The sequence below is a fragment of the Cytobacillus sp. MT66 genome, from assembly GCF_058792595.1.
In genome coordinates this window covers 107,706-133,524 of the sequence record NZ_JBXAFB010000012.1, presented here as the reverse complement: position 1 = coordinate 133,524, position 25,819 = coordinate 107,706, and the positions used below count along the sequence as shown (strand labels likewise).

Genomic DNA, 25,819 nt, shown 5'->3' with positions numbered 1-25,819 from the left:
GCCCCTTTATTCTGAAATTGGCAGGGTAATGCTAAATACGGTCAAGTCTGTACGAGATTCACAGGATAGACTTCCTTTATGCTTTTCAATAATTTCTTTACAAACAAATAATCCAAGACCTGTCCCGAGTGATTTTGTTGTCACAAAAGGCTCAAAAATTGATTTAACTAGATGCTCTGGTATCTTTGGACCGTTATTGGAAATTTCCAGCGTAACGTGTGATTGGTTATGATGGTGACTGGTTATTTTGATTTGTGGCTCTTTAGAGGTGCGGGCCTGTAAAACATCTATCGCATTAAAGATGATATTGATAAGAACTTGCCTTATTTCATCAGCATAGCCATATAGCTGAACTTCTTCCTTTAGTGATTTAATAATTTTTACGTTGCTGTCTAATATACTCGGATAGAGGAAAGCCAGCACTTCATCAAGTATATCATTTAGTGAAAAATGAATTTTTTCTTTACCGATTAGCTCCTTTTTGGATAGTAAAAGGAACTGCGAAATACGAAAATTCAGCTGTTCAAGCTCAATAGAAATGATATCCAGATATTTCATTGCGGGATGTTCAGATTTTAGTAATTGGATAAAACCCTGTATAGATGTCAGCGGATTTCGAAACTCATGGATAAAACTTGAGGTCATTTGCCCAAGCAGTGTTAGACGATCCTTATGGCTTGTGTCGATGAACTTTGTTTTTTCTTCGATAATTTGGTTTTTAGCATCACTGTAGTAGGAAACTGAGTAATAAAGAAATTGGTCAAAGCAATGCTGAATTTGATCATTATATTTATATCGTTCGGCTTCATCCAAGTCCATTTGCATCAGGCATTTTTGAAAAAGCGAGCGTATGAGATTGACGTTATAGACAAATTGGCCAATGTTAATTCCTGCCTTAACCCTTTGATCGGCGATTGAGATAGAGAAATTGCGGATAATGCCTTCCAATTCTTCGCGGCTTTTTTGCAGGCTTTGAATAAGCAGGAAAAACATGACCTCTCCATTTTCTTTCATTCTATCTTTGTATGGATCATCTAAAGAGACTACAATATGCTTTTGCCACTCATTCAATATATGGTCCTTTTCATCCTGAAAAAAATCAACAACACCCTTAAAAGTCTTTGTTACCATTTTTCTCTCCAATCCTTAATAACTAATATTAGTTAGCAAATTCTTTTCACAGTTATATAAAGTTCTACTTCTTTTGCAAATTTCCTTTGTCGAAAAAAGCGAATTTTGTAACAAGAGGATAGTTTTTTGTAATATTAGGTTTTGCAGTGATAAAAGAACTATAAATTTGATGCTCCACCAAAATCCCAGCCAAAGAAAATCTTGGATGTGATAAATTTCACTGTTAATTAAAAAATAACGGGTTTATAATAAAGATAATCATTCTCAATTATAAACAAAAAGAGGAATTTGGTGATAAACCATGCTTGGCAATCTAAAAAAAGGTGAAAAAGGTAAGATCCTTAATATTTCTGGGATCGATCAATTGGTCCGCAGAAGGCTGCTTGATATGGGAATAACTGAAGGTACAGAGGTTTGTATGAAATGCCTTATGCCCTTTGGCGGTCCTGTAATGATCGAAACTTGCGGCCAATGTGTGGCAATACGAAGAAAAGAAGCAGTCCAAATAGAAGTGGAGAGATTGTAATGGATATTGCTCTTATTGGAAACCCCAATACAGGGAAAACTTCACTTTTTAATAATTTAACAGGTTCATATGAATATGTTGGCAACTGGAGCGGGGTAACCGTTGAAAAGAAAATAGGCAAGTTCAAGAATAATCGGGCCATTTTAATTGACTTGCCTGGAATATACTCATTAAACCCCTTATCAAAAGATGAAGGGGTAGTTACGCAATTTTTGCTGACTGAACCAGTAGATAAGATGTTAAATATTTTAGATGCATCTCAATTAGAGAGAAATCTTCATCTAACTATCCAGCTTCTAGAATATGGAAAACCAGCTATTATCGGTTTGAATATGATGGATGTTGCTTTAAAAAGAGGGATTAAAGTAGATCCCGAAAAACTTGCCAAGATACTAGGTATACCAGTAGCACCGGTAGTTGCACGGACAGGCAAGGGCTGTAAAAATTTAGAGGAAGTTGTCACAAATGGAGCGGCCCCTTTGCCAAATGATAAGCTTGTGGATTATGGACAGGAAATTAATGAGGCTGTTAAAGAGCTTTCTGACCTTCTTGGGGAAAAAGCAAAACATTCTGTTCGCTGGCTTGCTTTGCAGTTGTTTGAAGGGAACCAGTACGTCAAAAGGTATCTTGCGGGTTTACTAGGGGCGGATGCGCTGGATTCTTTTATCCACTCCGTTAAAAGTATCATTTTAAACAAATACAATCTGCCGCTGGATCAATATATTTTTCGACAGCGGAAAGAAATGATTGAAAAAATTGTTTTAGATGCAGCGCAAAGAAGTGGCCAGGCGAAAGTTCCATTAACTGAAAAAGTTGATGCTATAGTAACAAACAAATTTTTAGGTCTTCCTATTTTCTTTTTACTTATGTATCTGATGTTTATGCTCACATTTGACTGGCTCGGTTTTCCATTATCAGATTTGCTTGATGGGTTCATCACCGGGACATTGGCCAATGGTGTTGACAGCTTATTGACGGCTGCTGGGGCTTCAGCGTTTATCCATTCCCTTATTCTTGACGGAATTATTGGAGGCGTCGGGGGAGTTCTTGTTTTTGTACCGCAAATATTTATTCTGTTCTTTTTCATTTCTCTTTTAGAGGACTCTGGTTATATGGCACGTGTAGCCCTTGTAATGGATCGATTAATGGAATCCGTTGGACTGAACGGTAAGGCATTTATCCCAATGATTATCGGGTTTGGATGCAATGTTCCCGGGATTATGGCTGCCAGAACAATAGAAACACCGAAAGAGAGATTGTTAACAATATTGCTGACACCATTAATGTCATGTTCTGCACGTTTGCCTGTATACGCCTTATTTGTCGGGGCTTTTTTTGCAGGTTCTAAGGCATTTGTTGTTCTTTCTATCTATATATTAGGCATTGCAGTTGCCCTTATTTTGGCGAAGGTATTTTCTTCTACGGTTTTAAAAGGAGAAACATCGTTATTTGTCATTGAACTGCCTCCATACCGCTTGCCGCAATTTCGCGCATTATCAAGAAGTACATGGGATAAAGGCAAGGGCTTTATTAAAAAGGCAGGCACATTTATTTTTGCAGGTTCAGTCTTTATTTGGCTGCTGTCCTATACAGGACCTGATGGAGTAAATGTCAATATGGATAATAGCTTTTTGGCTTACATCGGCGGGTTTCTAGCTCCGCTATTTAAACCGCTTGGTTTTGATACGTGGCAGGCAGGGGCTTCATTAATTACCGGATTTTTAGCAAAAGAGGCTATTATTTCAACCATGAACATCATTTATTTTGTACCGGATGAAGCGAACCTTCAGGGGCTTTTGGCAAATTACTATACACCTTTATCCGCCTATAGCTTTATGGTTTTTATTCTTTTGTATATACCTTGTCTGGCCACAACAGCAACGATTTATAAAGAAACACGTTCAAAAAAATGGACAGTTTTTTCTATTGGTTATGCATTAGCGATTGCATATGTGCTGGCGTTGGTTATTTATCAAGGGGGAAGGCTCATTGGATTCCATTAAAGGAAGTGAATGAACATGGCAGTCAATATAATAGTTGGTGTTCTTATTTTCGGCTATGCCAGCTGGGCATTGTTCAAGTTTATTAATAAGTCAAAACAAGGGAAATGTGCAAGCTGTGCAATTAAGGATTCATGTACGACTTCTTGCAGTCCGCTTGCAGCTAAACATCCTGATACAAAAGAACGATAATGTTCACGAAAATTTCATTTTCTTGTCACGAAATATTGACGGATATCACATCAAACATATAGGGTCCCATGATATTTTAGAAATGTCTTAAATAAAAATGGGGAGGGGCCCAGATGGAGCAATTTTCAATCACATTAACAATTGCAAGTATTATGGTACTTGGGTATTTTATAAGCTATCCAATCATTAAACGTTAAGCTGTCTTCTTTAGAAGGCAGTTTTTTTTGTTTCAGTTAAGTGTAAGGGATTAATTGAACTTACAATTTTATACAAATAAAAAAGAAAAATTAGGGAATAGAATATTAATGTAGTACTGCATACTAGGAGGGTATAAAAAATGACTGAATATCGGACAGAAAGAGATACGCTTGGAGAGGTTCAGGTTCCTGTGGATAAATATTGGGGGGCCCAGACACAGCGGAGCAAAAATAATTTTAAAATCGGATCGGAAAAAATACCGATGGAGTTAATTTATGCTTTTGCCAAATTGAAGCGCGCTGCGGCGATCGCTAATCAAAAGCTTGGAAAGTTACCTGAAATGAAAATGGCTGCGATCGTTCAGGCCAGTTCTGAGATTCTCGAAGGCAAGTTTGACGAGCATTTTCCATTGGTGGTCTGGCAGACAGGAAGCGGTACGCAGACCAATATGAATCTTAATGAAGTAATCTCGCGCAGGGCAAATGAAATCCTGCAGGGCAATGGGGATTCGGCATTAAAGGTTCATCCGAATGATGATGTGAACATGTCGCAGAGTTCCAACGATACTTTTCCTACAGCTATGCATGTTGCCGCTTTCAATGGGGTAACTGAAAAACTTCTTCCCTCACTTAGAAAGTTAAAAGAAGTAATTAAGGAAAAAGAAGAGAAGTTCAAGCATATTGTGAAAATTGGCAGAACCCATTTACAGGATGCAACACCATTAACGCTTGGACAGGAAATTAGCGGCTGGCGGGCTATGCTCGATAAGGATGAGCGCATGATTACTGAGGCCTCTAGCTATCTGCTTGATCTTGCCATTGGGGGAACAGCGGTTGGAACAGGGATTAATGCACATCCATCATTTGGAAGCGAAGTGGCTAAGGAGATTTCAAATCATACTGGACACTCCTTCCGCTCATCCGAAAATAAGTTTCAGGGGCTTACAAGCCATGATGAAATCGTCCATGCTCACGGAGCGATGAAAGCATTGGCCGCAGATTTAATGAAAATAGCCAATGATGTTAGATGGCTGGCAAGCGGGCCTAGAAGCGGAATCGGCGAGCTTTCAATTCCGGCAAATGAACCGGGAAGCTCCATAATGCCAGGGAAAGTGAACCCAACGCAAAGCGAAGCCCTTACAATGATTGCGTGTCAGGTATTCGGAAATGACGCTGCCATTGGATTTGCCGCAAGTCAGGGAAACTTCGAATTAAATGTGTTTAAGCCAGTCATCATCTATAACTTTATTCAAAGTGTTAACCTGCTAGCCGATGGGATGAACTCCTTTAATGAGAAATGTATGGCTGGTTTGGAGGCAAATGAAGAAGTGATTAACGAACACGTTAACAGGTCATTAATGCTTGTAACAGCGTTAAACCCGCATATAGGCTATGAAAAAGCAGCAGAAATTGCCAAGCTGGCGTTTAAAGAAGGTAGTACATTAAAAGAAGCAGCCCTCAAAACCGGCTACATCACCAGCGACCAATACGACCAATGGGTAGATCCAAACAAAATGATTTAGCACGTTAAAGTACTGGGGGCCTGACCCCCGCTGCGTTAACGCTTTAAACTGTTGGGGGTCAGGCCCCCGTTGCGTTAATGAATGAAAGGGGGACCCCCGTGCAGGGGCCCCCGAGCCATTTAGTATTTAATTGTTTTTAAAGTAAATCTTATTGGTTTTGGAATCCGCCAGCAAGCTGTTGTTGTGCTGTGCGTACTAAACGCTTTGTGATTTCTCCGCCAACAGATCCGTTAGCACGAGAGGTAGTGTCTGCACCTAGGTTTACACCGAATTCACCGGCAATTTCCATTTTCATTGCATCAATTGCTTGCTGTGCTCCACCTACTAATAACTGGTTTGAGGAATTGCTTCTGTTTGAACTGTTCTGGTTGTTCATAAATTTTCATCTCCTCATAAATTTTTTTTTGGTTGGGTTAGCCGGAATTGCACCGGTACAAGAGTTATCTTGTTACCACTAATGGTATAACCCATCGGTTGTTTGAAGTGGAATGTTTGTTGTTGCTGTATTTAAATTCTATTATGTTGATTTTTTGATAAAGTATTCAAGTGTAGTGGCTGGGAATTGTTTCCTTATTATCGAACTTACATAACAAAAGATAGTTAACCAAACGATATAACTAGATAAAGGGAATATCATTTTCGTCTGAATGGAGATGTAACGATGAATATTTGTCCAGTTTGCAATGGGTTTAGCGACATACAGTCTGATTGTTCTAAATGCGGACAGCCCTTGCACGATGAAGGCCGGGTGATGGACTTTTACGATGACTATAGTGCATATATGCCGATTGATATGATGAAAATGGAGGATGGCTTTCCTTCAGACTTCAAAAACAAGGAATGCCCCCATCTCCTTAAGTGCTCCATTTGCGGCCATGATGAAATCATCTTTATCAAAGAATGAAAAAAAGACACTTATCCTGTGCAAGCAGGCTTAAGTGTCTTTTTTTATGGTGACAGCTATTCATAGTGATCTATTGATTATTCCATTCCTTTTGGGGGACTTTCTTCAACAAGATCTCTAGCTTCTTCAATATTGGTTGTATCCTCGCGCATATGAACGGAACCGCCGGACATTCCCTCATTAATCATTCGGTCAACGTCTAAATATACCTGATCTTTTCCCTCATACAGCAGATCTTCCTTAAAATTAGCCTTTTTGTTTTCAGACATGCATACCCCTCCTTTTTCTCTTATGTTTCCAAAGAGAGGGATAAATCATTCCCATGCAAATGGGATTAGTGGTCATAGACATGGAAGAGCATCAATTCATGAATTTGCTCAATCAGCTTAATCTCATCATCCCCATTTGGCACAGCAGACAGCCACTCAATATTACCGTTTGAATGATAAATTCCTTTATATTGCTGATTTTTAAAATAAAATGAAAACTTCCAGCCTGGCAATTGTTTGTTTTCATACAATGGTTTGTATTGGAAATGTGTTAGCATATCTATGCCTCCTTTTTTCTATTCTACCTTGTCATGTGCTGAAATTCGATGATATTTTTATCAAATTTTAACTCGTGTATGAAAACGTGTTCCAGGGAAAAAGAAGAAGGTACCACGTTAAAGGAGGAAGGATAAACATGAGAAGAGGTTTGGCATTAACAACCTTGGCATTAGGTGCTGCCTATATGCTTAGAAATGACAAGTCACGTCAAAAGCTGAAAGATCAGTTTCTTGCCTTAGGAGAGTCGTCAAGGAGGCGCCGCTAATCGCCCGCGACAATAAAAGGCGTCAATAAAAGGCTGTCATTGGGACAGCCTTTTAAATCCTGTCATATCGAAAAAGAGTGAGGTTAAATTTTGGAGGCGCTTCTTTTCAATCTCTTCTTCATCAAAGCGCATGGGCTTCGAATTAATTTCATAAATAACATACTCACCAGACGAGGAAAGACCTGCATCAATGGAGAATTCTCCAAAGAAACCTTTTTCCTTTAATAAGATTTGGCCGATGCGCTCGGCAATCATCTTGAAAAATTGATCATGTGCATCTGTTTGCAGAAGTTCATAGGGCAGAAGTGTTCCGCCATTGGGGAGATGCGTGGTAATTTCCTGTTTTTTCGCTTGTCTAATACCTGCACCCGTTACCAGGTATCCGTTCTTTGAATAGTGGACAAGTATGCGGAAATCAAAGCGGTTTCCTTTATAAAGAGCGGGGGCAATGGATTTTTGTACAATATATTCTTTTTCCGTGAAAATATTTTCCCATTCCTGCCAAAAAGAGTGGAAACCTGTGAAGGTAAAATTCTCATCGATTCCATCTAGCCTGATCGTTCCCGGTTCTTCAAGGATCAGCTTATAAATTCCTTTTCCTTTTGCCCCGTGAACGGGTTTTAAATAAGTTTGGCTATGTTTTTGAAGAAACTCATACAGTATATTCTGCTCCACAACTGGTATGGTTTCTGGGATAAAAGGCTGTAACAATGGATCAGCAGCCAAGAGCTGATAGATATCGAATTTATCTAAAAACCCTTCATTAAAAAAAGGAACTTTTTTGTCTTGAAAGTAATGAAATGCCTCAAAAAAAGCTTGAGTTTTTTCTAATTTCCGAAAAGGTATCCGATTAAAGACTAAATGTGGGAGGGGACAAAGTGCAGAAAACCATCGATTGTCCTTTGGAGAAAAAATATAGCCCTCGATAGCATTTTTTTTTAAATCCTGTGGAGTAAAAACGACGGATAACCCGCCGTTTTTAACTATCTCCTTTTGCAGCTCCTTAAATAACAGTCCATTGCCAATGACTGCACCGTCTTCACGTCTGCCAGCCAGAATTCCAATAAGCGGACCTGCTCCTGTTTTATTCTGCTGCACATGAAAACAGAGTAATTTATTTTTGTTTGCTGAAGCTTTTTTAAGCAATGCCTCACTGCTGCCGAAGAATACACCGCGATCATCGGCTAACCATTGTTTACAACTTGAGTCATAATAAATATTCATAGGAAGAGTTCCTCAGGTTTTGTTATTACTCTCTCTGTCAAGAAAACCGAAAAGGCGAGCGAAAATTTCCTTGTAAGAAGGTCAAATTCCTTCATCTTTGGATGTTTAAAAATAGACCGGCCAGGCTTTGAATTCGCTTCAAACAGCCAGACCTTGCCTCTGCGGTCAAGTCCAAGGTCAAACCCAATTTCTCCAATAATGCCCTCCATGTTTTGATCCAAAGCCTCGCTAAGTTCTAATGCCGCTGAGGTGAGAGCGTGAACTGCCTGTGTTTGATCATCAGCAACAGGGAAAATTTCTTCGATTGTTTTTATTGCGCCGCCATTATTAATGTGAGTGGTCACACTCCCAGGACCTGCAACCTTTGCAGCCATTGCTGTAACGACCCACTTACCTGCATCATTTTTATTCGTATGAACGCGAAAATCAACTGTACGCTGATCGTACCGGTGCAGATGTATCCCCTGCTGAACGATCATTCTTGAAAGATTTCTTCCATTGAAAACATGCTTCATCAAGGCTTCAAGGCTTTTATATCTCGTCAGTTTGTTATGCCCAGCGGTACTGCGGTAGCGGCAATAATAGTATTCATCTGTCTTGTCATAAATAATTTGGTGAATGCCTAAGCCGAGACTTCCATGGATCGGCTTTATAAAAACGTGGCCGTAATCAGAAAGCATTCTCTCGATTTCGGAAAAGGAAACAAATGAATGCGTTTCAGGAAGATATTTTTCAGCTTCATCGTTCTGGAGCAATCTTTCATACACATCTAATTTATTGAAAAATCCTGGATTATACCAAGGAATTAAATAATCTGCCTGAAGGCGCTCCTTTGCTGTTTTAAGGACGGATTGTCTCTCGCTCTTCCTGTTTGGCAGCCTGTCATAGATCACGTTTGGAAAAGGAATCTCGACACTTTTCCATCCATTATCCTGATAAAAAAGGCCATTAATGGTCCCTTTCTCCCAGTTAATATGCTGTTGGCCAAACACAAATGAAAGGGTGCCGACAGATTTGCTAACAGAAAGAAGTTTGCCAAAAAACAAGCTTCTTTCGCCAATGGGTCTAATATGAAAGGGGGTAAAGCCCGACGTGAATATACCAACCAGTGGTCCGAGATACAAGGTATCATGATCAGAAAAAAGGTGCAGAGGACCTTTTATATCAGGGAATTTTAGCGTCTGAGCGAGATCACTGCTCAAGCTGATAATGTTTTTTCCAGAAGGCTGCAAATGAATGTCGGCTTCAGAAGAATGATTTCCGAATGCAATCTTTTTCAGGCTAGCTTTTTCCTGAAGTTCTTCAGGAATAAAAACGAGATTGCTTTTGTCATGAAGAATTTCTACTGGATAATGCCTTCTCATTTAAAAAGCCCCTTTCCTTGGCTAAAGTTTTTCCGTATAGCAGCGGAGCACTGTATAGTTTTTCGCTGAGTTCCGGATTGATGGAAAGCGCCACTTTTCTTCCGGGTTTTGAATTGATATCAAGGATCCATATTGCCTGGTCTTTGCAGATCCCTATATCTACACCTATTTCAAAGAGTGGAGGGAATTCTTTTTCTAAAATAACAGGCAAGCTTGTTAATATATCTTGCAGTTCACTTTCAATATACTCTTTTTCAGATGCAGGAAGACCTTTCATCCCTTCCTCAAAACTTGTAATAGTGCCGCCTGCATTTACATTAGATATAATGCCATTCTTTTTTCCAACCCGGATTCCCTTGGCGATTTCCTCCCAGCAGCCATTTTCGTTTTTTTGCAATAGGACTCGGATATCAAACGGTTTCTTCTTTTTATTTTTGAGGTTTTTATATGGCTGAACAAGATAGTTTTTATCTTTAATCAGCTGATTCACCCATGTGATGGCTTTATCATAATGGGGGAAAGTTTTCTCTATAAGATGTCCTTGCTTTTGGGTGCTGACAAAAACTTCCTTGCCTGTTTTCTCTAAGTAGTAGATTCCCCGTCCTTGTGAACCGTTTAATGGTTTGATGACAGCCGGGGAGTCTTCATTGAGGTGCTGGATTAGGCCTTTTCCTGAAGTAATGGGCTTTGATGGAAGCAGGTATGGTGACAATCTGGAGCTTTTGAGCGCGTCGTATAAGTCTAATTTGTTCGGCAGACCATATCCAAGGAATAGAAGGTCTTCTCGTGTTCTAAGCCATTTAACAATGGCTTTGCACTGACTTGAATGTGTATCCTCACCATAAAAACATCGATCATATAGAATGGCGGGCAAAAGAAATTCAGCAGACTCCCATTTATCGGTTTGAGAATTGAAGCGCTCACCCTGGACCTTTTGGCTAACAGGATTAAACTGTGATGGAATAAATTTAAAGCATTCCATGCCAAAATGTTTGGCTCGTTTGGCGATTTCGTAAAAATAAGTTTTTTCCCCTTGCATGCGCATGGTCATGATTCCAAAAGACAGCATTATTGATTCCCCCCGCTAAAAGTTAAAAAGATAACGTATTCAAGCAATGCCTTTGCCGAAGGGCGGATTTTACTGGTTTCTTCTTCAAAATTTTTTGACGGCTTTGAATTTACTTCAATGATCCATGGCTTTCCATTTTCATCTAAACCAATGTCAATGCCCAATTCTCCGACCAGACCATCAGATTTTTGGCTAATAATAGAGGCGATTTCAATGGCCAGCTCCTTCATAAGGGAAAGCTGCTGCATGGCGTTTTCCCGGTTTGACAAAGAGGTGAGCACCCTTAACGGCTTGATCATTTGACCGCCTCTTGCAATATTTGCTACAAACTGATCATTGGCAGATACCCGTGCGACCCCTGAGGTGGCTTTCCAGGAATTATGTGAATTGCGCTGGCATAGAATGCGAAAATCGAGCTGATTGTTTTTGTATTTTATAAGAGGAATGCCCTGCTGAACTAAGTAAGTCCGTTTTTTTAAGAAAGGCTGAAGCCATTGGAAAAAGGGCTGAAACCCAGAAAATTCAATTCCTCTTTCCTTTATGCTCCCAGTTGATAATTCGGCCAGCAGCCCATTATTTTGTGAAGAGAGTTTAATAATATTTCTGCCTTGGCTGCCGTGAATCGGTTTGAGAAAAAGAACAGGGTGCCTATTGATCATCTCTCTTAAGGTGTTTTCTGTAAGACTTGCTGTTTCAGGCAAATAAGGCCGTAAATAATCTTCTTCCTTCAGCAGATTAGCGACTTTTTCTTTAGATAGAAATTGATCATTGAAGAGATGAATATTCTTGGCCAGCAGTTTCGTTTTTAAGACTTGAAAGTGCTTGCTTGAGTCCAGCTTCCGTGAATGTATCCGGTTATAAATAACATCTGGGAAGGGGACCTGTGTTTTAATCCATCCTCCATCTTGAAAGTAATATCCGTAAATCCCATCATCTGAAAAGTCCTGCAGTCTAAACACATAGAAAAATCCGCCGATATCAGAGGTAAGCTGGTCAAGCTCTTCACAAAATTTATGAATCGAACGAAAATGGGGTGTATCCGCAGTTTCGTTATTTTCATTAATCTCAGTCAATAAGCCAAAAATGGGCCCTAAGGTAAGGGTGTTGCTGTGCCTGTCAAAGTGGGCAAGAAAATTTCTTTCTTCAACAGGGAGCAATAAATCCTGAAGCAGGCCCTCACAGATAAAAATTTCATCTTTTGTAATAAAGCCCTCCTCAATAATCGTTTCAAAAATATGAGCTCCTGCTTTTATATAAAGCGGTTTGTTTATATCTGCATTCCAATAATGGATAAGCGAATGGCTGATTTTGATCCGATTTTTATTATTTTGAAACGTTTTAATCGGAACAATCGTAATAGGTAATAATGATAAAGTCATGATCATTCCTCATTTACTTGTACTTAATTGGGCATTTATAATGAAAAATTAGGCAAAAGCTGATAAAGTATCGTATGTAACAAATCGAAAAATGGTGCGCAAGTCGTCCAGATGGAAGGCAGTTGTTCTTTAATATGCAAATTGTGATTACAATTACCATGATGGTTGTGATTGGGGCAATTATTGGCGGGGTCACAAACGCCTTAGCGATAAGAATGCTCTTTCGGCCATATAACACACTTTATATTGGAAAATGGAAGGTCCCGTTTACACCTGGTCTAATACCAAAGCGGAGAGATGAGCTTGCCGAACAAATGGGGAAAATAGTGGTTAATCATCTTTTGACCCCAGAAAGCATTCAAAGAAAATTTTTAAATGATGACTTTCAAAAGGAAATGACGGCCGTTGTCCAAAAAGAAATAGATCATTTTCTCCATTCGGAAGCAACGGTTGAAGAGCTTTTAGAAAAGATCGGGATTAAAGATGTGCGGGATAGATCAGAAGCCCGCTTAAACGAACTCGTTGAAGAAAAATACGAAAATATTATGGAGACTTATCGAAATAAACCATTAAAAGCAGTGATTCCAGAACAATTGGTTGAGAAAGTTAATGGGAAAATCCCTGAAATTAGTTCATTTATTTTACAGAAGGGAATTAACTATTTTGCCAGTATTGAAGGGAAAATGAGAATCCAGCGGATGGCAGATGATTTTTTAAAGGAACGAAGCGGCGTGCTTGGCGGTATGCTGCAAATGTTTATGGGTAATATTGATATTTCTGATAAGATTCAGCCTGAAATTATTAAGTTTTTAAAAAATGAGGGCACAGCTGAAATTATAACTACACTTCTAAAAACAGAATGGGATAAAGTTCTCGAATGGAAAACGGTGAGAATTGAAGAACAAATGAAAAAAGAAGAAATCGTCTCCTTCCTTAAAGGAAGCGTGCAAAAGATTGTAAAGCTTGAGAAGATTTTCAGCACGCCAATATCTGAGCTTTCTGCTCCATATCAAAGTGAAATTGCTGAAGCTTTTGTACCTAATGGAATACAAGTTTTTGGAAACTGGCTATCAGCCCGAATTGATCAATTACTGGAAAGACTTCGTCTTCAAGAGGTTGTTCGCGATCAGGTAGCATCCTTTTCTCTAGAGCGATTGGAAGAAATGGTGTTATCCATTAGCAAAAGGGAATTAAAGATGATTACTTTTTTAGGGGCACTCCTTGGCGGAATCATTGGGCTATTTCAGGGGTTTTTAGCCCTTCTTATGAACTAAATAGAGTCGCTTGGGCTTGATTCCTCCTCACTTCTCGCATTATTAGGCATAATTTGGTATAGTGGAGTAACCGCCTAAAAAGAAAAGGAGTGAGTACCTTGGCAGTTAACCTTTATGATTCAGCTTATGAGTTAGAAAAGGCCGTCAGACAAAGCAATGAATACGCTCAGTTAAAGCAGGCTTATGAAGAAGTGAACCGAGATCCGGCAACAAAAGAAATGTTTGACCGTTTTCGTCAAATACAAATGCAGCTCCAGCAAAAGCAAATGATGGGTGAAAATATATCTGAGCAAGAAGTACAACAGGCTCAAAGCACAGTAGCACAGGTGCAGCAAAACCCAAAAATCTCAAGACTTATGGATGCTGAACAGCGAATGAGCATGATGATAGCTGAAATGAATAAAATTATCATGAAACCACTCGAGGAGCTTTACGGCCCTCTAGGATAAATACTTTAACAAATTAACGCATCGGGGGTCAGTCCCCCATCGCTTTACAGCGATGGGGGACTGACCTTTTTTATGGCGGCTGCGATGGTGTTATGTTCTAATCCTTACTGCTTATTCATAAAAGTGTAATAGGGACTATCCATGATGAACAGGGGGCAAAAACATGATATATAAGCTGCTGGCTTTAAATATTGATGGTACACTTTTGCAATCCAATGGAAGGCTGCACCGAACAACTAAGGAAGCTATTGACTATGTGCAGCAAAAAGGCATCTATGTTACTTTGGTGACGGGAAGGAGCTTTCCGTCTGCAAAAAAAGTAGCTAAAGCTTTAAGATTGAATTCCCTGCTTGTTTCACATAGAGGAGGCTATATCGCAAGCTCCCAAGACAGACCGATTTTTGTCAAACGAATTCCAGAGGAAGTCACTTATGATATTGTCCGTTTGCTCGAAGGATTTCCTTGTCAGATAAGACTTGTCCATGAAAAATACTCACTGGCAAATAAAACGAGACTAAATCATAATATGCTGGCAAGAACAGTATTTAATTCTGGTGACCCCATCTTTTACTCTCAGCAATTTGTCGACACCATTAGTGAGGCTATTATTGATGAGCCGGTAACACCAACAAAAATTGAGGTTTATTTTGAGGATCATGAAGACCAAAACGATTCAATTGCCGCTATTAAAGGAATGTTTCATGAAATTGATATCATTCCATTAAACGACCTGCGCATGGATATCATGCCTCAGGGAGTTTCCAAGCGCAACGGCCTGCTATATCTTGGTGAGCACTTGGGAATTTCCCGAAATGAAATGGTCGCAATTGGCGATGAATTAGATGATTTAGATATGATTGAAGCAGCAGGCCTAGGCGTTGCCATGGGAAATGCTCCAGCAAGTGTGAAGCAGCGCGCGGATTGGGTTACAAGACCAAATAACCAGCACGGTGTTGCCTACATGGTTAAAGAGCATTTCCGCAAACAGCAGCCCATCGAATTCTTAAAGAAAATGAATTTGTTTAAATAATGAATGTTGTTTGAAATGCCCTAAAATGTGCGAAGCGCTTGGAGCGGAACTAAAGCCAAAGAGGTTAATCCCTAGGAGATTAACCTCTTTTTTCCGTTATTGACCTCTGTCAGCCGTTTCTGTACACTATGAAGGACATATACCACTGCAAAAGGGCAAGGAAATTCATACTATAAAGCCAGAACTAGTGATACTTGAGGTGAATCATTTTGCAAAAAATTTCTATACATGGCATACACGATGAAAGATTTCATCGCCCGCTTCAATTAATTGCCAATCTATTTTTTGAGGAATGTGAGATTTCCTATACGGAAGAAAAACAGTCTGATGCAGCCATTTCCTTTCATATAGAAGCGGGGGAAAAGATAACCGTTCACGCAAAACTAATTGGTCAGCACGGTGAAAAAAAGTCTGCTTCCTTTGAAAAAGCGGTATCTGAATCTCTATCAGAAAAGGATTATTTTAAGCAGGTAAAAAACGCCGTTTCTAATGTCTATTTAACTGTTCTCCAGGATTGGACCGGCATGATCCAGAAGTGGGGCGTCCTTACTGGGGTTAGACCAACAAAGCTGATGCACCGCCATATGCAAAAGAAAACTCCGATTGAAGATGCGCGTAAGCAGTTAAAGGATGATTATCTAATAACAGATGAAAAAATCCGCCTGATGGAGCAGATTGTCAACCGTCAGCTATCTGTGGTTCCAGACCTGTATGAACTCCAAAAAGAGGTCAGCATTTATATCGGAATCCCTTTCTGTCCAACTAAATGTGCCTATTGCACGTTTCCAGCATATGCAATTAATGGAAGACAGGGGTCAGTGGACTCCTTCCTTGGCGGGCTTCATCATGAAATGCGGAAAATTGGCCAGTGGTTAAAGGAGAACAATGTAAAGATTACAACGGTTTATTATGGCGGAGGTACTCCGACAAGCATCACTGCTGAAGAGATGGATATGCTTTATGAGGAAATGTACGCTTCCTTTCCAGATGTTGATAAAATCCGTGAGATTACCGTAGAGGCAGGAAGACCCGACACAATTACGCCTGAAAAGCTTGATGTCTTGAAAAAGTGGAAGATTGACCGGATCAGCATCAATCCGCAATCCTATACACAGCAAACCCTGAAGGCTATTGGCAGACATCATACGGTTGAAGATACGATTGAAAAATATCATCTGGCAAAAAAAATGGGCATGAACAATATTAATATGGATCTTATAATAGGACTTCCAGGTGAGGGTGTGGAGGAATTTGCCCATTCCCTTGAGGAAACCGAAAAGCTGATGCCTGAGTCATTGACGGTTCATACATTATCCTTTAAACGTGCATCCGAGATGACAAAGAATAAAGATAAATATAAGGTCGCTGATCGGAATGAAGTAGAAAAAATGGCAGAAATGTCGCAAGCCTGGACGGAGGAACATCAATACGCTCCCTATTATTTATATCGCCAGAAAAACATTCTTGGCAATTTAGAAAACGTCGGCTATGCACTTCCTGACAAGGAAAGCATCTATAATATTATGATCATGGAAGAACAGCAGACAATTATCGGTCTAGGATGCGGCGCATCAAGCAAGTTTGTTCATCCAGTTACCGGAAAGATAACCCATTTTGCTAATCCAAAGGATCCAAAATCTTATAATGACAGCTTTGAAAAATATACCGATGAAAAAATCAGTATACTAAACGAGCTGTTTGATAAACAGCAAACCCTTGTCTAATGCAAGGGTTTTTTTTAAAAGAAAGGCTATGTTAAAGCTTAATGTTGATTTTAATCGCTTAGTTGATTGGATCGGAAGGCGCGTAGACTCCTGGGGGATCAGCGTTGAAGCGAGACCCCGCAGGAACGATAGTTCCGAGGAGGCTCGCAAAACGCCCCCCGGAAAGCGAAGCGCCTGGAGAGGAAATCAACGGCCAATTTTAGCAGAGCCTAAAGAAAAAAATAAAGGGATTTTGAAATCTAGGAAGAATGATTTATGTATAAACAATCATAGACTTCTATGAGATGTAATGAAAGCGCTTACCAAAAAGGGGGAATAGGTTATGATGATGCAGACACCTTTGACAATGACCCAAATGATTAAAAGAGCGGAAATGTTTTTTCCTAAGAAGCAGGTTATTTCAAGGACCGCAGGCGGAATCCGGCGTTTTACTTACAAAGAGACAGCTGAGCGTACCAGAAGACTGGCTGAAGCCCTGCAAAAGTTAGGTGTTGAGCGCGGTGATAAGGTGGGAACCCTTGCCTGGAATCATCATCGCCACTTAGAGGCGTACTTTGCCATTCCCTGCAGCGGAGCCGTTCTTCATACCATTAATATTCGTCTGTCACCGCAGCATATCATCTACATTATTAACAATGCCGAGGACAAGGTGCTGCTCATTGATCAGGATATCCTTCCATTAATCGAAAAATGCCAAGAACATCTATCAACGGTAAAAGCCTATGTCATAATGACAGATGAATCTGAGCTTCCCGAAACGACTCTGTCACCTGTCTATCATTATGAAAAACTCCTTAACGAAACAAAGGGAGACTTTGAGTATCCCGATGATATTGATGAAAATGCTCCTGCAGGGATGTGCTATACTTCTGCTACTACGGGAAATCCGAAGGGTGTCATTTATTCACATCGGGGAATTGTCCTTCACAGCATGGCCTTGGGACTGGCCGATGGCGGGGCAGTCAGTGAAAAAGACATTGCCATGCCTGTGGTTCCAATGTTTCATGTGAATGCCTGGGGACTGCCATTTGCCGCTGTCTGGTTTGGAACCAATCTAGTACTCCCAGGACCATATTTCACCCCAAAGCTGTTAGCTGAACTGATTCAAGAAGAACGCGTAACCGTCACTGCCGGAGTTCCGACTATTTGGCTAGGTTTGTTAAAAGAATTAGAAGAAAACAGCTATGATATGAGTTCACTTAGAGCGGTGCTGTGCGGCGGATCTGCTGCACCAAAGGGAATGATTAAAGTATTTGAACAGAAATACAATATTCCTTTCATGCATGCCTATGGCATGACAGAAACCAGCCCGCTGGTTGTTATTTCAACACTAAAAAGCTATCAGGAAGAGCTTTCAGATGAAGAAAAGCTTGATATAAAAGCTAAGCAGGGATTGCTTGTTCCAGGAGTGGAAATGAAGGTTGTCGGCAAAGATGGGGAGGTTGCCTGGGATGGCAAAGAAATGGGTGAGCTGGTCCTCCGCGGCCCTTGGATTGCCTCAGAATATTATAAAGATGACCGAACCAATGAGGCCTTCCGTGACGGCTGGCTGTACACAGGCGATGTTGTTACTGTTGATGAAGAAGGTTTTATGAAAATCGTAGATCGGACAAAGGATCTCATTAAGAGTGGAGGGGAGTGGATCTCCTCGGTTGATCTAGAAAATGCCCTGATGGCACATGAGGCTGTTTTTGAGGCTGCGGTTGTCGCTTTCCCTCACGAACAATGGCAGGAACGCCCTGTCGCGTGTGTTGTACTAAAGGATGCCTATAAAGGAAAGGACCTGAAAGAGGAACTCTATGATTTCCTAAAACCGCAATTTGCCAAATGGTGGCTTCCTGATGAAATACTCTTCCTTGAGGAAATACCAAAGACATCTGTTGGGAAATTTCTGAAAAGGGCTTTAAGGGATCAAGTGGCAGAGAAGATAAAGTAGGCATTTAGGGAGGGGCTGTCTTTAATGTAGGGCAGACCCCAGATTTTTAAGTTGTACAAAACGAAATTTTTTGAATATAATAAAAATATTGTATAAAGGAGGGATTATATATGACCATTGAGTCCGGAATAGATACGGTTCTTTTACAGGTGGATGGCCGTGTGGCAGCAATTGAATTGAACAGGCCAGATTCGCTAAATGCTCTGAATGTTGAGATGCTTAAGCGCCTTGCCGATGTTTTAAAAGAGATAAGCTCCCATGAAGAGGTGGACGTTGTTATCCTGAGAGGGAAAGGGCGGGCTTTTTCGGCAGGCGGCGATATTAAAATGATGCTTGGTTCTGCAGAGGAAGCTGATTTTGAAGTGTTAATGGGCTATATTAGCGAGATTGCTGTTACCTTATACAATATGCCAAAAATTACGGTCTGCGCGATATCTGGTGCGGCTGCGGGCCTTGGCCTCAGCCTGGCATTAGCCTCTGATTACATAATTGCCGATAAGGCCAGTAAAATAGCGATGAATTTTATTGGAATAGGATTAATCCCTGATGGAGGCGGACATTTCTTTTTAGAAAAACGCCTTGGTGAAGTCAATGCCAAGCAATTAATCTGGGAAGGAAAACCATTAAATGCAGAAGAAGCTGCAAAAAGGGGTCTAATAAATAAGACAGTCGATGGAAATGCAGATGAGGAAACTGAAAAAATGGTTCAGTATTTACTCAGCACTCCGATTAAGGCCATGATTGAGACAAAGAGAATTTTCACACAAAAAAATACGCCCGATTTGCTAAAGACCCTTGAGCTTGAAAAAGAAGGCCAGCTCAAAATGAGAAAAACAAAGGACCATTTAGAAGGAATACTGGCCTTCACTGAAAAAAGAAAACCAAATTTTACAGGAAAATAAAAAAGGATCTGACCGCTTCGGTCAGATCCTCTATTTATCTATGAAACAAGAGTAATTTTCCGCTTGGTGACACACAGCGGTGCGTCTTTTCATCCAATCCTTTATCTTTTAGCATCTGTTCCCCGATTTTTTTTGCTTCTTCGTCGCTTCCTGCTTCAAATCCCTCGTCTAATAGTTTTTCGCCATTTGCTTCAAATGCAGTTAACTTGTACATTGGGCATCCTCCTTGTTTTAATATTCCGACTGTTACTATTATTCTTGCATAATACAATCGAAAATGCCAAGCATTATTTTGCGAGATGATTAAGCAAAGACCCATTGAACCCAATAATACAGGAAAAATAAGGTGACAATTGTTGTTAGCGGAATTACTAGAATGCTTACGGTTAAATAATCCTTCCATTTTACCTTTATTTTATGTGTCCTTAAAATATGCATCCATATAAGTGAAGCAAGTGTTCCTATTGGCAATAGCAGCGATCCCATGTCACTTCCAATAATATTTGCCAGGTAGATTGTTTTTAGTGTAATTGGATCCAGCCCCATTTCCGACAGCGTAATCGTGCCTATCATTAGGGCGGGATGATTATTAAAGATATTTGAAAGGATAGAAACTAGTCCGCCCATGATAAAGCTTGCCTGCAGCAGTCCCTGATTGACAATTGGCTCACACAGACTTACAAGAAGTTGGGTAAGGCCTGCATTATGGAGCCCATAGATGATGACATACATGGAGAAGGCAAAGACCAGAATATGCCAAGGCGTTTTCTTTAAGATATCAGCAGGGCTTGTACCCAAATGATGCCATCTCCAGATAAGCAAGGCGACTGATCCAGCCACTGCTACAGCCTCAATTGGAATAGCGAAGTAGGAGGCAACAAATAGCAGGCATCTCATGATAAACACAAAAAGCAATACTTTGAGCATGAGCTTTGTCCGTTTCTTTTTTGTTTCTACGGAAAGTGTCTTTTTTAACGGGTGGAACTTTGTCGTAAAGAATACTTCATCTATCTCATTTTTTGCTGCCGGAAGTTTTTCTGGAAGCTTCTTTTTCACGACGACAAACATGAGCCAGGACATAAACAATAATCCTAAAGTTGCCGGAACAAACATCATGGCTGTATGCATGTAGAGGGTCATATCAACAATTTTTAGTGCAATTAAGTTAACGATATTACTTACACCAATTGGGGCACTGGACGCGGTAGCAATTAATGCACCAGTTAAAAGGTAGGGGATCATTTGGTGCGGCTTTAACCGAAGGTTTCTTAAAAGGATAATTAGCAGCGGTGTCGTTATTAATATGCTTCCATCGTTGTTAAAAAGAAGGGTCATCAAAAAGCACAGCAATTGTATATTCCAATATAAGCGATAGCCTGAGCCTTTAGAAAGACTAGTTAACCTGGCAGCTGCCCAATGAAAAAACCCAAAGCTTTCAAGAATGACTGCCATGACAATTGTAGCGATAATGGTAATGGATGCTCCGCCAATTTTATCAATGATATCTAATAGGTCATTGCGGGAAACGGATCCTATGAGGATGCAAATAATAGCGCCTGTTGCAGCCGGCCATGCCTCATTAAGTCCACGGGGTCTCCAAAAAATGACTAGCATTGCAGCGACAAATACAAATACTGTCATTCCTATTTCCAGATTCACATTTTTTTCTCCTCTCATTTTGTTAAGACATTTGCCCCTGCATGTCCTATTCCCTATATATATATTCATCCTTAAAAGCGAGGACTAGATGTATATCCATTTTTTTAAAAAAGTATGTTTGTCCATATAAGAAAATGGCCTAATTGTACAACCGTCCACTAGCAGTAAAACTGGTTATTAGCATAGAAAAAGAATTGTTTAAGAACGTGCATTCGCATTTGGGATAAGGTAAAATAAAGAAAAAGAGGACGAGAGGGTTATGATGAAAAGAGTGACATTTATTCACGCAGCGGATCTGCACTTGGACAGCCCAATGCTAGGACTGGCTGATTTACCCAAGCCAATTTTTAAAAGACTTCAGGAGAGCTCCTTTGAGGCTTTAAGGAAAATAACTGATGCTGCCATTTTGCATCATGTCGATTTTGTGATTATTGCTGGTGATTTATTTGATGCTGAGGACCGGAGCATAAAGGCGCAAACAAAATTCCGCAAAGAAATGGAAAGGCTCGATGAGAAAGGAATTCCTGTGTTTATCATCCATGGAAACCATGATTTTGCGGATGGAAATTGGGTACAAGTCGATATGCCTGATAATGTTTATGTATTCCCGACATATGTGGAGACAGTTCCTTTTACCTCGAAAGACGGGATAAAGGTTCATCTATACGGATTCAGCTATCCCAAAAGACATGTCTATGAGGAAATGATCTCGCATTATAAAAAAATTTCTGGGGCTGATTTTCATATTGGCATTCTTCATGGAAATGCAGATGGCGGCAGTGAGCATGAAAAATATGCTCCATTTTCAGTTAAGGACCTTCTTGAGAAGGACTTCGATTATTGGGCACTCGGCCATATCCATAAACGGGGTATGCTGCACGATGCTCCACCTGTCATTTATCCTGGGAATATTCAAGGGCGCCACCGCAAAGAAACCGGACAAAAAGGCTGTTATCTAGTCGAACTCACACATCAAGGTGCAAACCTGCAGTTTATAGAAACATCCACTGTAATGTGGGAGCAAACAATAGAAGATGCCGCACAAGCAGATACCTTTCAAGATATTTATGCCATGTGCAAGGAAATCATTGAACAGTACCGGCTAGATCAAAAAGGGATCATTCTCTCTCTAGTACTTGAAAATATAAATCTCCCTGCACAGGATCTGAAACCGATTTGGAATGGGGAGCTCTTAGAAATCCTTCAGGAGGAGGAAAAAGACGAAGAAAACTTTGTCTGGGTGACGGAAATCTCCCTTGTGGAAAAAGTAAACTGGACTCATGAGCAGCTGGCGAATGAATCAGAATTTTTTTTCGAGCTTTTTGCAATATCCCGGAATGCCGAAGAATTAAATGAAAGCATTGAAGCCCTGTATCATCATCCTTCAGCCAGAAGGTATTTGGGAGAACTTAAGCCGGATGAAATAGACATTCTGGCCAATGAGGCGGAAAGCCTTTTGGTAAAGCTTTTATACAGCAAATAGGAGGTGGCAGTGCGTTTGAAAATTACGGATTTACATATATACGGATACGGGAAGCTTTCAGACTTTAAAATTTCCGCGCTATCAGACCTCCATGTGATTTATGGTGAGAATGAAGCTGGAAAGTCAACGATCATGTCTTTTATTCACAGTATTCTCTTTGGCTTTCCTACAAAACAGCAGTCAGAGCTAAGGTATGAACCGAAGGCAGGGGCCAAATATGGCGGACAGCTGACCGTGACTTTTCCAGAAGCAGGCAAAGTAATGATCGAAAGAGTAAAGGGAAAGGCTTCAGGAGATGTAAGTGTTTTATTTGAGGATGGAACAAGCGGGGATGAAGAGGACTTAAAGAAACTTTTATCTCATGTTGATAAGTCGCTTTTTCAATCGATTTTTTCCTTTAATCTGCATGGATTGCAAAATATTCATCAAATGAAAAATGAGGATTTAGGCCGGTTCCTATTTTCAGCGGGGGCATTAGGGACAGATAAATTGATGTTTGCTGAAAATACCCTGCAAAAGGAAATTGACGCTCGTTTCAAGCCAAATGGCAAAAAGCCCAGCTTAAATATAAAGCTGAAGGAAGTAAAAGAACTTCACAGGGAATTAAGGAAGGCTGAGCAGCAAAATGAAAAGTATCGGTCGCTTCTTCAGGAAAAAGAGAACGCGGAAAAGGAAATAGCTAAAGCTCAAAGTGAAGAATCAGATGCCCGGAAGAAGGTAAAAGTGCTCCATACATGGAAACAGCTATTGCCGTTAATGACTGAGGAAAGGGCATTAAAGGAGGAAATAAGCGAGCTTGTATATCTCGAGTTCCCAATTGATGGGGTTGAAAGACTCAACCGATTAGAGGATCTCATTAAGCCACTTGAAGGGCAAATACTTAATCTGAAAAATAAAATCAAGGATTTGGAAATTGAACTATACAAGGGCAAGCCAGATGATCTGCTTTTGTCAAAGGAGCAGGAGATTGATTCTGCCATTGAGGGCCTCTCTGTCTATGAGAAGCTAATGGAAGAGGAACGGGAGCTTCAAAACAGGCTAGCCCAATTGAAGCAGGAGGAAGATGCTATAGCGGGCCAGCTCCATATAACCCTTCCTGAAGAAGAGCTGTTTTCTATTAATACAAGTATTTTCAAGAAGGAGAAAATTGCCGCTACCCAGGAAAAGTACCGAAGACTAAAAGTTAGAAGACTGGAGCTTGATGAAAGATTCAATGAAGAAAAGAACATGCTCGAGAAAATTGAAGATAAAATAAATGAACTCAAGAGCCAGGTCCTGCCTGAAACAAAAAGAAAGAGCCTTGAAGACCAGCTGCAGCTGAAAAGAAACAAACAAGCCTTGGATGAAGAGCTGAAGCAAATGGAAGAACGGATTCTAGCTTGCAGAAAAGCAAAGAAAAAAAGGGAAGACAAAGTAAAAAAGAAGATAAAACAGGATATGTACCAGCGTGTATTTTTCCTGCTAATTTTTATAGGACTGCTCTCTGCTGGCTTTATGCTAAGGGAAATGCTAATTGTAGTAATCGGGCTCATCGGGCTGCTCTTTTCTGCTTATTTGTTTTTTGGGAAAACCCGCGAGTATCAGGATGATTTTATTAATGAAGAGCTTTCTTCTTTAATTGGGCGAAAAGCCGAAATTGAACGGAAAATCAATGAATCCTCTGCTCAGGATTTTACAAGTACAGAGCATTTATTGAAGCTTGATCAAGAGGCATCTGATAAACTGAGACATTATCAAATTCAGCTCGAGCATAGGAATGAGCAGTTTGAGCATGCTGTCAAATCTTTTGAAACATGGGAAAAGGATAAAGATGAGCTGGAAGAAGAAATGATGTATTTAGGAAAAGATTTATGTCTTTCAAGGGATATTTCCATCTCATTTTTATCAGAGGCATTCGGTCTGATCGAAAAACTAAAAGAGCTGGCCAAAGAGAAGAAAGGAATTATTCAAAAGCTCGTGGCGATATCAGCGAGAATCAAGGAATTTTCTTCGGCGGTTAAAGATCTGCGGGAGACCTTTATCAAGCAGGAGACAAAGAATGTTCAGGAAGCCTGTTATCTGCTTAGAAAATGCTTGAAAGAAGAATTGGAAAAACAAATTAAATATACGGAAAAGCAAAATAAGCTGACTGAGCTTAAGAAGGAGCTTTCACACTTCATGAAGGAAGCGGAACATTACAATGAGGAGCGGAAGAATCTTTTTGTACTTGCCGATGCGGAAAATGAAGAAGAATTCAGAGAAAAGGGATTACTGGCTTCAAAAAAAATAGTGATAAATGAGCGGATTTTAGAGCTGCAGCGGCAAATCAAACTCTTTCCATTGAACGAAAAGGATCGAAAAGAATATGGGGAAATAAAAGATGCCGAGCCATTAATCCAGTTTTATGAGGGCAAACTTGCAGAAGTTAAAGATGCATTGCCTATTTGGCAAAGCAAGCTGGCACAATTGAAATATGAAATTCAGCAATTAGAAGAAGGCGGGACGTATACGGAACTGCTGCATGAGTTTAAATTGAAGAAATCTGAGCTTGAACTGGAAGCAAAGCAATGGGCGAAATATGCAATGGCAAAGAATATACTGGACCGGACAATCGAAAGCTTTAAGAATGAACGACTTCCGCGGATGTTAGAGAAGGCTGAAGAATTTCTGAGCACCTTAACTGGAGAAAATTATGTCCGTATATACCCGAAACAGGAAGGAAGCGGCTTTTTCATTGAAAATAAGGAACAAATTCGATTTGAAGCAAATGAATTAAGCCAAGCTACGGCAGAACAAGTTTATGCTTCCTTAAGATTAGCCCTTGCTTTAACAATATACGAGAAATATCCGTTTCCGATTATTATTGATGACAGCTTTGTCAATTTTGATCATAAGAGGACAAAAAGAATGATCGAATTGTTAAAAACCATTTCGCAGCGGCAAATATTATTTTTTACATGCCATAAGCATCTGCTGTCTTACTTTTCAGAGGAACAAATTGTCTTATTAGACAAAAAGACAAGCTTAAGCCATTAATGATATACTATTTTCATAGAAGGGA

The 25,819-nt window shown here is 40.1% G+C and carries 24 protein-coding genes; 14 read left to right on the top strand and 10 right to left on the bottom strand.

The window, feature by feature from the left end; genetic code table 11:
- Nucleotides 1-6: 6 nt before the first annotated feature.
- The gene (locus AC1Q59_RS19405) at nucleotides 7-1,131 is read right to left on the bottom strand and encodes a histidine kinase N-terminal domain-containing protein (protein WP_492367518.1); all 1,125 of its coding nucleotides are present in this window, start codon (nucleotides 1,129-1,131) and stop codon (nucleotides 7-9) included.
- A gap of 301 nt (nucleotides 1,132-1,432) precedes the next feature.
- Here AC1Q59_RS19405 and AC1Q59_RS19400 point away from each other — a divergent pair, with 301 nt between their 5' ends.
- From AC1Q59_RS19400 to fumC, 4 genes are all read left to right on the top strand, one after another.
- Nucleotides 1,433-1,657 carry a FeoA family protein gene (locus tag AC1Q59_RS19400; RefSeq protein WP_492367517.1) on the top strand — a complete coding sequence of 75 codons (225 nt, stop codon included), beginning with the start codon at nucleotides 1,433-1,435 and terminating at the stop codon, nucleotides 1,655-1,657.
- On the top strand, nucleotides 1,657-3,660 hold the full coding sequence (gene feoB, locus AC1Q59_RS19395; RefSeq protein ID WP_492367516.1) for a ferrous iron transport protein B: 2,004 nt from the start codon (nucleotides 1,657-1,659) through the stop codon (nucleotides 3,658-3,660). Before AC1Q59_RS19400 ends, feoB begins: the two co-directional genes overlap by 1 nt.
- Before the next feature lie 15 nt (nucleotides 3,661-3,675).
- Nucleotides 3,676-3,849 (top strand): FeoB-associated Cys-rich membrane protein, encoded by a 174-nt coding sequence (locus AC1Q59_RS19390; RefSeq protein WP_492367515.1) that lies wholly within the window; start codon nucleotides 3,676-3,678, stop codon nucleotides 3,847-3,849.
- A 337-nt stretch (nucleotides 3,850-4,186) separates the two neighbouring features.
- The gene (fumC, locus tag AC1Q59_RS19385) at nucleotides 4,187-5,569 is read left to right on the top strand and encodes a class II fumarate hydratase (protein ID WP_492367514.1); all 1,383 of its coding nucleotides are present in this window, start codon (nucleotides 4,187-4,189) and stop codon (nucleotides 5,567-5,569) included.
- A 148-nt stretch (nucleotides 5,570-5,717) separates the two neighbouring features.
- On the opposite strand, the gene AC1Q59_RS19380 is transcribed toward fumC, so the two are convergent.
- Nucleotides 5,718-5,945, bottom strand: a complete 228-nt coding sequence (locus AC1Q59_RS19380) for an alpha/beta-type small acid-soluble spore protein (RefSeq protein WP_492367513.1) — start codon at nucleotides 5,943-5,945, stop codon at nucleotides 5,718-5,720.
- A 285-nt stretch (nucleotides 5,946-6,230) separates the two neighbouring features.
- On the opposite strand from AC1Q59_RS19380, the gene AC1Q59_RS19375 reads away from it, so the two are divergent.
- On the top strand, nucleotides 6,231-6,473 hold the full coding sequence (locus AC1Q59_RS19375; protein WP_492367512.1) for a hypothetical protein: 243 nt from the start codon (nucleotides 6,231-6,233) through the stop codon (nucleotides 6,471-6,473).
- Between the two features lie 77 nt (nucleotides 6,474-6,550).
- Here the strand turns inward: AC1Q59_RS19375 and AC1Q59_RS19370 are convergent, their stop codons facing one another.
- The gene (locus tag AC1Q59_RS19370; RefSeq protein WP_492367511.1) at nucleotides 6,551-6,742 is read right to left on the bottom strand and encodes a hypothetical protein; all 192 of its coding nucleotides are present in this window, start codon (nucleotides 6,740-6,742) and stop codon (nucleotides 6,551-6,553) included.
- Between the two features lie 65 nt (nucleotides 6,743-6,807).
- Nucleotides 6,808-7,020, bottom strand: coding sequence for a YheE family protein (locus AC1Q59_RS19365; RefSeq protein ID WP_492367510.1), 213 nt, complete (start codon nucleotides 7,018-7,020; stop codon nucleotides 6,808-6,810).
- Between the two features lie 137 nt (nucleotides 7,021-7,157).
- Here AC1Q59_RS19365 and AC1Q59_RS19360 point away from each other — a divergent pair, with 137 nt between their 5' ends.
- Nucleotides 7,158-7,286 carry a hypothetical protein gene (locus AC1Q59_RS19360; protein WP_492367509.1) on the top strand — a complete coding sequence of 43 codons (129 nt, stop codon included), beginning with the start codon at nucleotides 7,158-7,160 and terminating at the stop codon, nucleotides 7,284-7,286.
- A gap of 36 nt (nucleotides 7,287-7,322) precedes the next feature.
- On the opposite strand, the gene AC1Q59_RS19355 is transcribed toward AC1Q59_RS19360, so the two are convergent.
- From AC1Q59_RS19355 to AC1Q59_RS19340, 4 genes are read right to left on the bottom strand one after another with little or no spacing between them, the layout of a single operon-like run.
- Nucleotides 7,323-8,510 carry a YheC/YheD family endospore coat-associated protein gene (locus AC1Q59_RS19355; RefSeq protein ID WP_492367508.1) on the bottom strand — a complete coding sequence of 396 codons (1,188 nt, stop codon included), beginning with the start codon at nucleotides 8,508-8,510 and terminating at the stop codon, nucleotides 7,323-7,325.
- Complete coding sequence (locus AC1Q59_RS19350; RefSeq protein ID WP_492367507.1) at nucleotides 8,507-9,874, bottom strand: YheC/YheD family endospore coat-associated protein; 1,368 nt, start codon at nucleotides 9,872-9,874, stop codon at nucleotides 8,507-8,509. Before AC1Q59_RS19350 ends, AC1Q59_RS19355 begins: the two co-directional genes overlap by 4 nt.
- Nucleotides 9,840-10,943, bottom strand: a complete 1,104-nt coding sequence (locus tag AC1Q59_RS19345) for a YheC/YheD family endospore coat-associated protein (protein ID WP_492367506.1) — start codon at nucleotides 10,941-10,943, stop codon at nucleotides 9,840-9,842. The genes AC1Q59_RS19350 and AC1Q59_RS19345 overlap by 35 nt, the downstream gene beginning before the upstream one ends.
- Entirely contained in the window at nucleotides 10,943-12,322 is a 1,380-nt protein-coding gene (locus tag AC1Q59_RS19340) for a YheC/YheD family endospore coat-associated protein (protein WP_492367505.1), read from the bottom strand. The genes AC1Q59_RS19345 and AC1Q59_RS19340 overlap by 1 nt, the downstream gene beginning before the upstream one ends.
- Nucleotides 12,323-12,444: 122 nt before the next feature.
- Between AC1Q59_RS19340 and AC1Q59_RS19335 the strand changes: the two genes are divergently transcribed.
- The 6 genes from AC1Q59_RS19335 to AC1Q59_RS19310 all read left to right on the top strand — a co-directional run bounded on the left by AC1Q59_RS19335 (nucleotide 12,445) and on the right by AC1Q59_RS19310 (nucleotide 19,637).
- Nucleotides 12,445-13,596 carry a DUF445 domain-containing protein gene (locus AC1Q59_RS19335; RefSeq protein ID WP_492367504.1) on the top strand — a complete coding sequence of 384 codons (1,152 nt, stop codon included), beginning with the start codon at nucleotides 12,445-12,447 and terminating at the stop codon, nucleotides 13,594-13,596.
- A 98-nt stretch (nucleotides 13,597-13,694) separates the two neighbouring features.
- Nucleotides 13,695-14,045 carry a YlbF/YmcA family competence regulator gene (locus AC1Q59_RS19330; protein WP_492367503.1) on the top strand — a complete coding sequence of 117 codons (351 nt, stop codon included), beginning with the start codon at nucleotides 13,695-13,697 and terminating at the stop codon, nucleotides 14,043-14,045.
- Nucleotides 14,046-14,208: 163 nt separating this feature from the next.
- The gene (locus AC1Q59_RS19325; protein ID WP_492367502.1) at nucleotides 14,209-15,075 is read left to right on the top strand and encodes a Cof-type HAD-IIB family hydrolase; all 867 of its coding nucleotides are present in this window, start codon (nucleotides 14,209-14,211) and stop codon (nucleotides 15,073-15,075) included.
- A 209-nt stretch (nucleotides 15,076-15,284) separates the two neighbouring features.
- Entirely contained in the window at nucleotides 15,285-16,799 is a 1,515-nt protein-coding gene (locus AC1Q59_RS19320) for a coproporphyrinogen III oxidase (protein ID WP_492367501.1), read from the top strand.
- Between the two features lie 325 nt (nucleotides 16,800-17,124).
- Entirely contained in the window at nucleotides 17,125-18,735 is a 1,611-nt protein-coding gene (locus AC1Q59_RS19315) for a long-chain fatty acid--CoA ligase (RefSeq protein WP_492367530.1), read from the top strand.
- Between the two features lie 110 nt (nucleotides 18,736-18,845).
- Nucleotides 18,846-19,637, top strand: a complete 792-nt coding sequence (locus AC1Q59_RS19310; protein WP_492367500.1) for an enoyl-CoA hydratase — start codon at nucleotides 18,846-18,848, stop codon at nucleotides 19,635-19,637.
- Nucleotides 19,638-19,671: 34 nt separating this feature from the next.
- Here the strand turns inward: AC1Q59_RS19310 and AC1Q59_RS19305 are convergent, their stop codons facing one another.
- Entirely contained in the window at nucleotides 19,672-19,851 is a 180-nt protein-coding gene (locus AC1Q59_RS19305; protein WP_492367499.1) for a YhzD family protein, read from the bottom strand.
- 89 nt (nucleotides 19,852-19,940) lie between these two features.
- Complete coding sequence (locus AC1Q59_RS19300) at nucleotides 19,941-21,314, bottom strand: arsenic transporter (RefSeq protein WP_492367498.1); 1,374 nt, start codon at nucleotides 21,312-21,314, stop codon at nucleotides 19,941-19,943.
- A gap of 241 nt (nucleotides 21,315-21,555) precedes the next feature.
- Here AC1Q59_RS19300 and AC1Q59_RS19295 point away from each other — a divergent pair, with 241 nt between their 5' ends.
- Nucleotides 21,556-22,779, top strand: coding sequence for a metallophosphoesterase family protein (locus AC1Q59_RS19295; protein ID WP_492367497.1), 1,224 nt, complete (start codon nucleotides 21,556-21,558; stop codon nucleotides 22,777-22,779).
- A gap of 15 nt (nucleotides 22,780-22,794) precedes the next feature.
- Nucleotides 22,795-25,794: an ATP-binding protein gene (locus tag AC1Q59_RS19290; protein WP_492367496.1), complete on the top strand. Its 3,000-nt coding sequence runs from the start codon at nucleotides 22,795-22,797 to the stop codon at nucleotides 25,792-25,794.
- The last annotated feature ends 25 nt before the right edge of the window (nucleotides 25,795-25,819 follow it).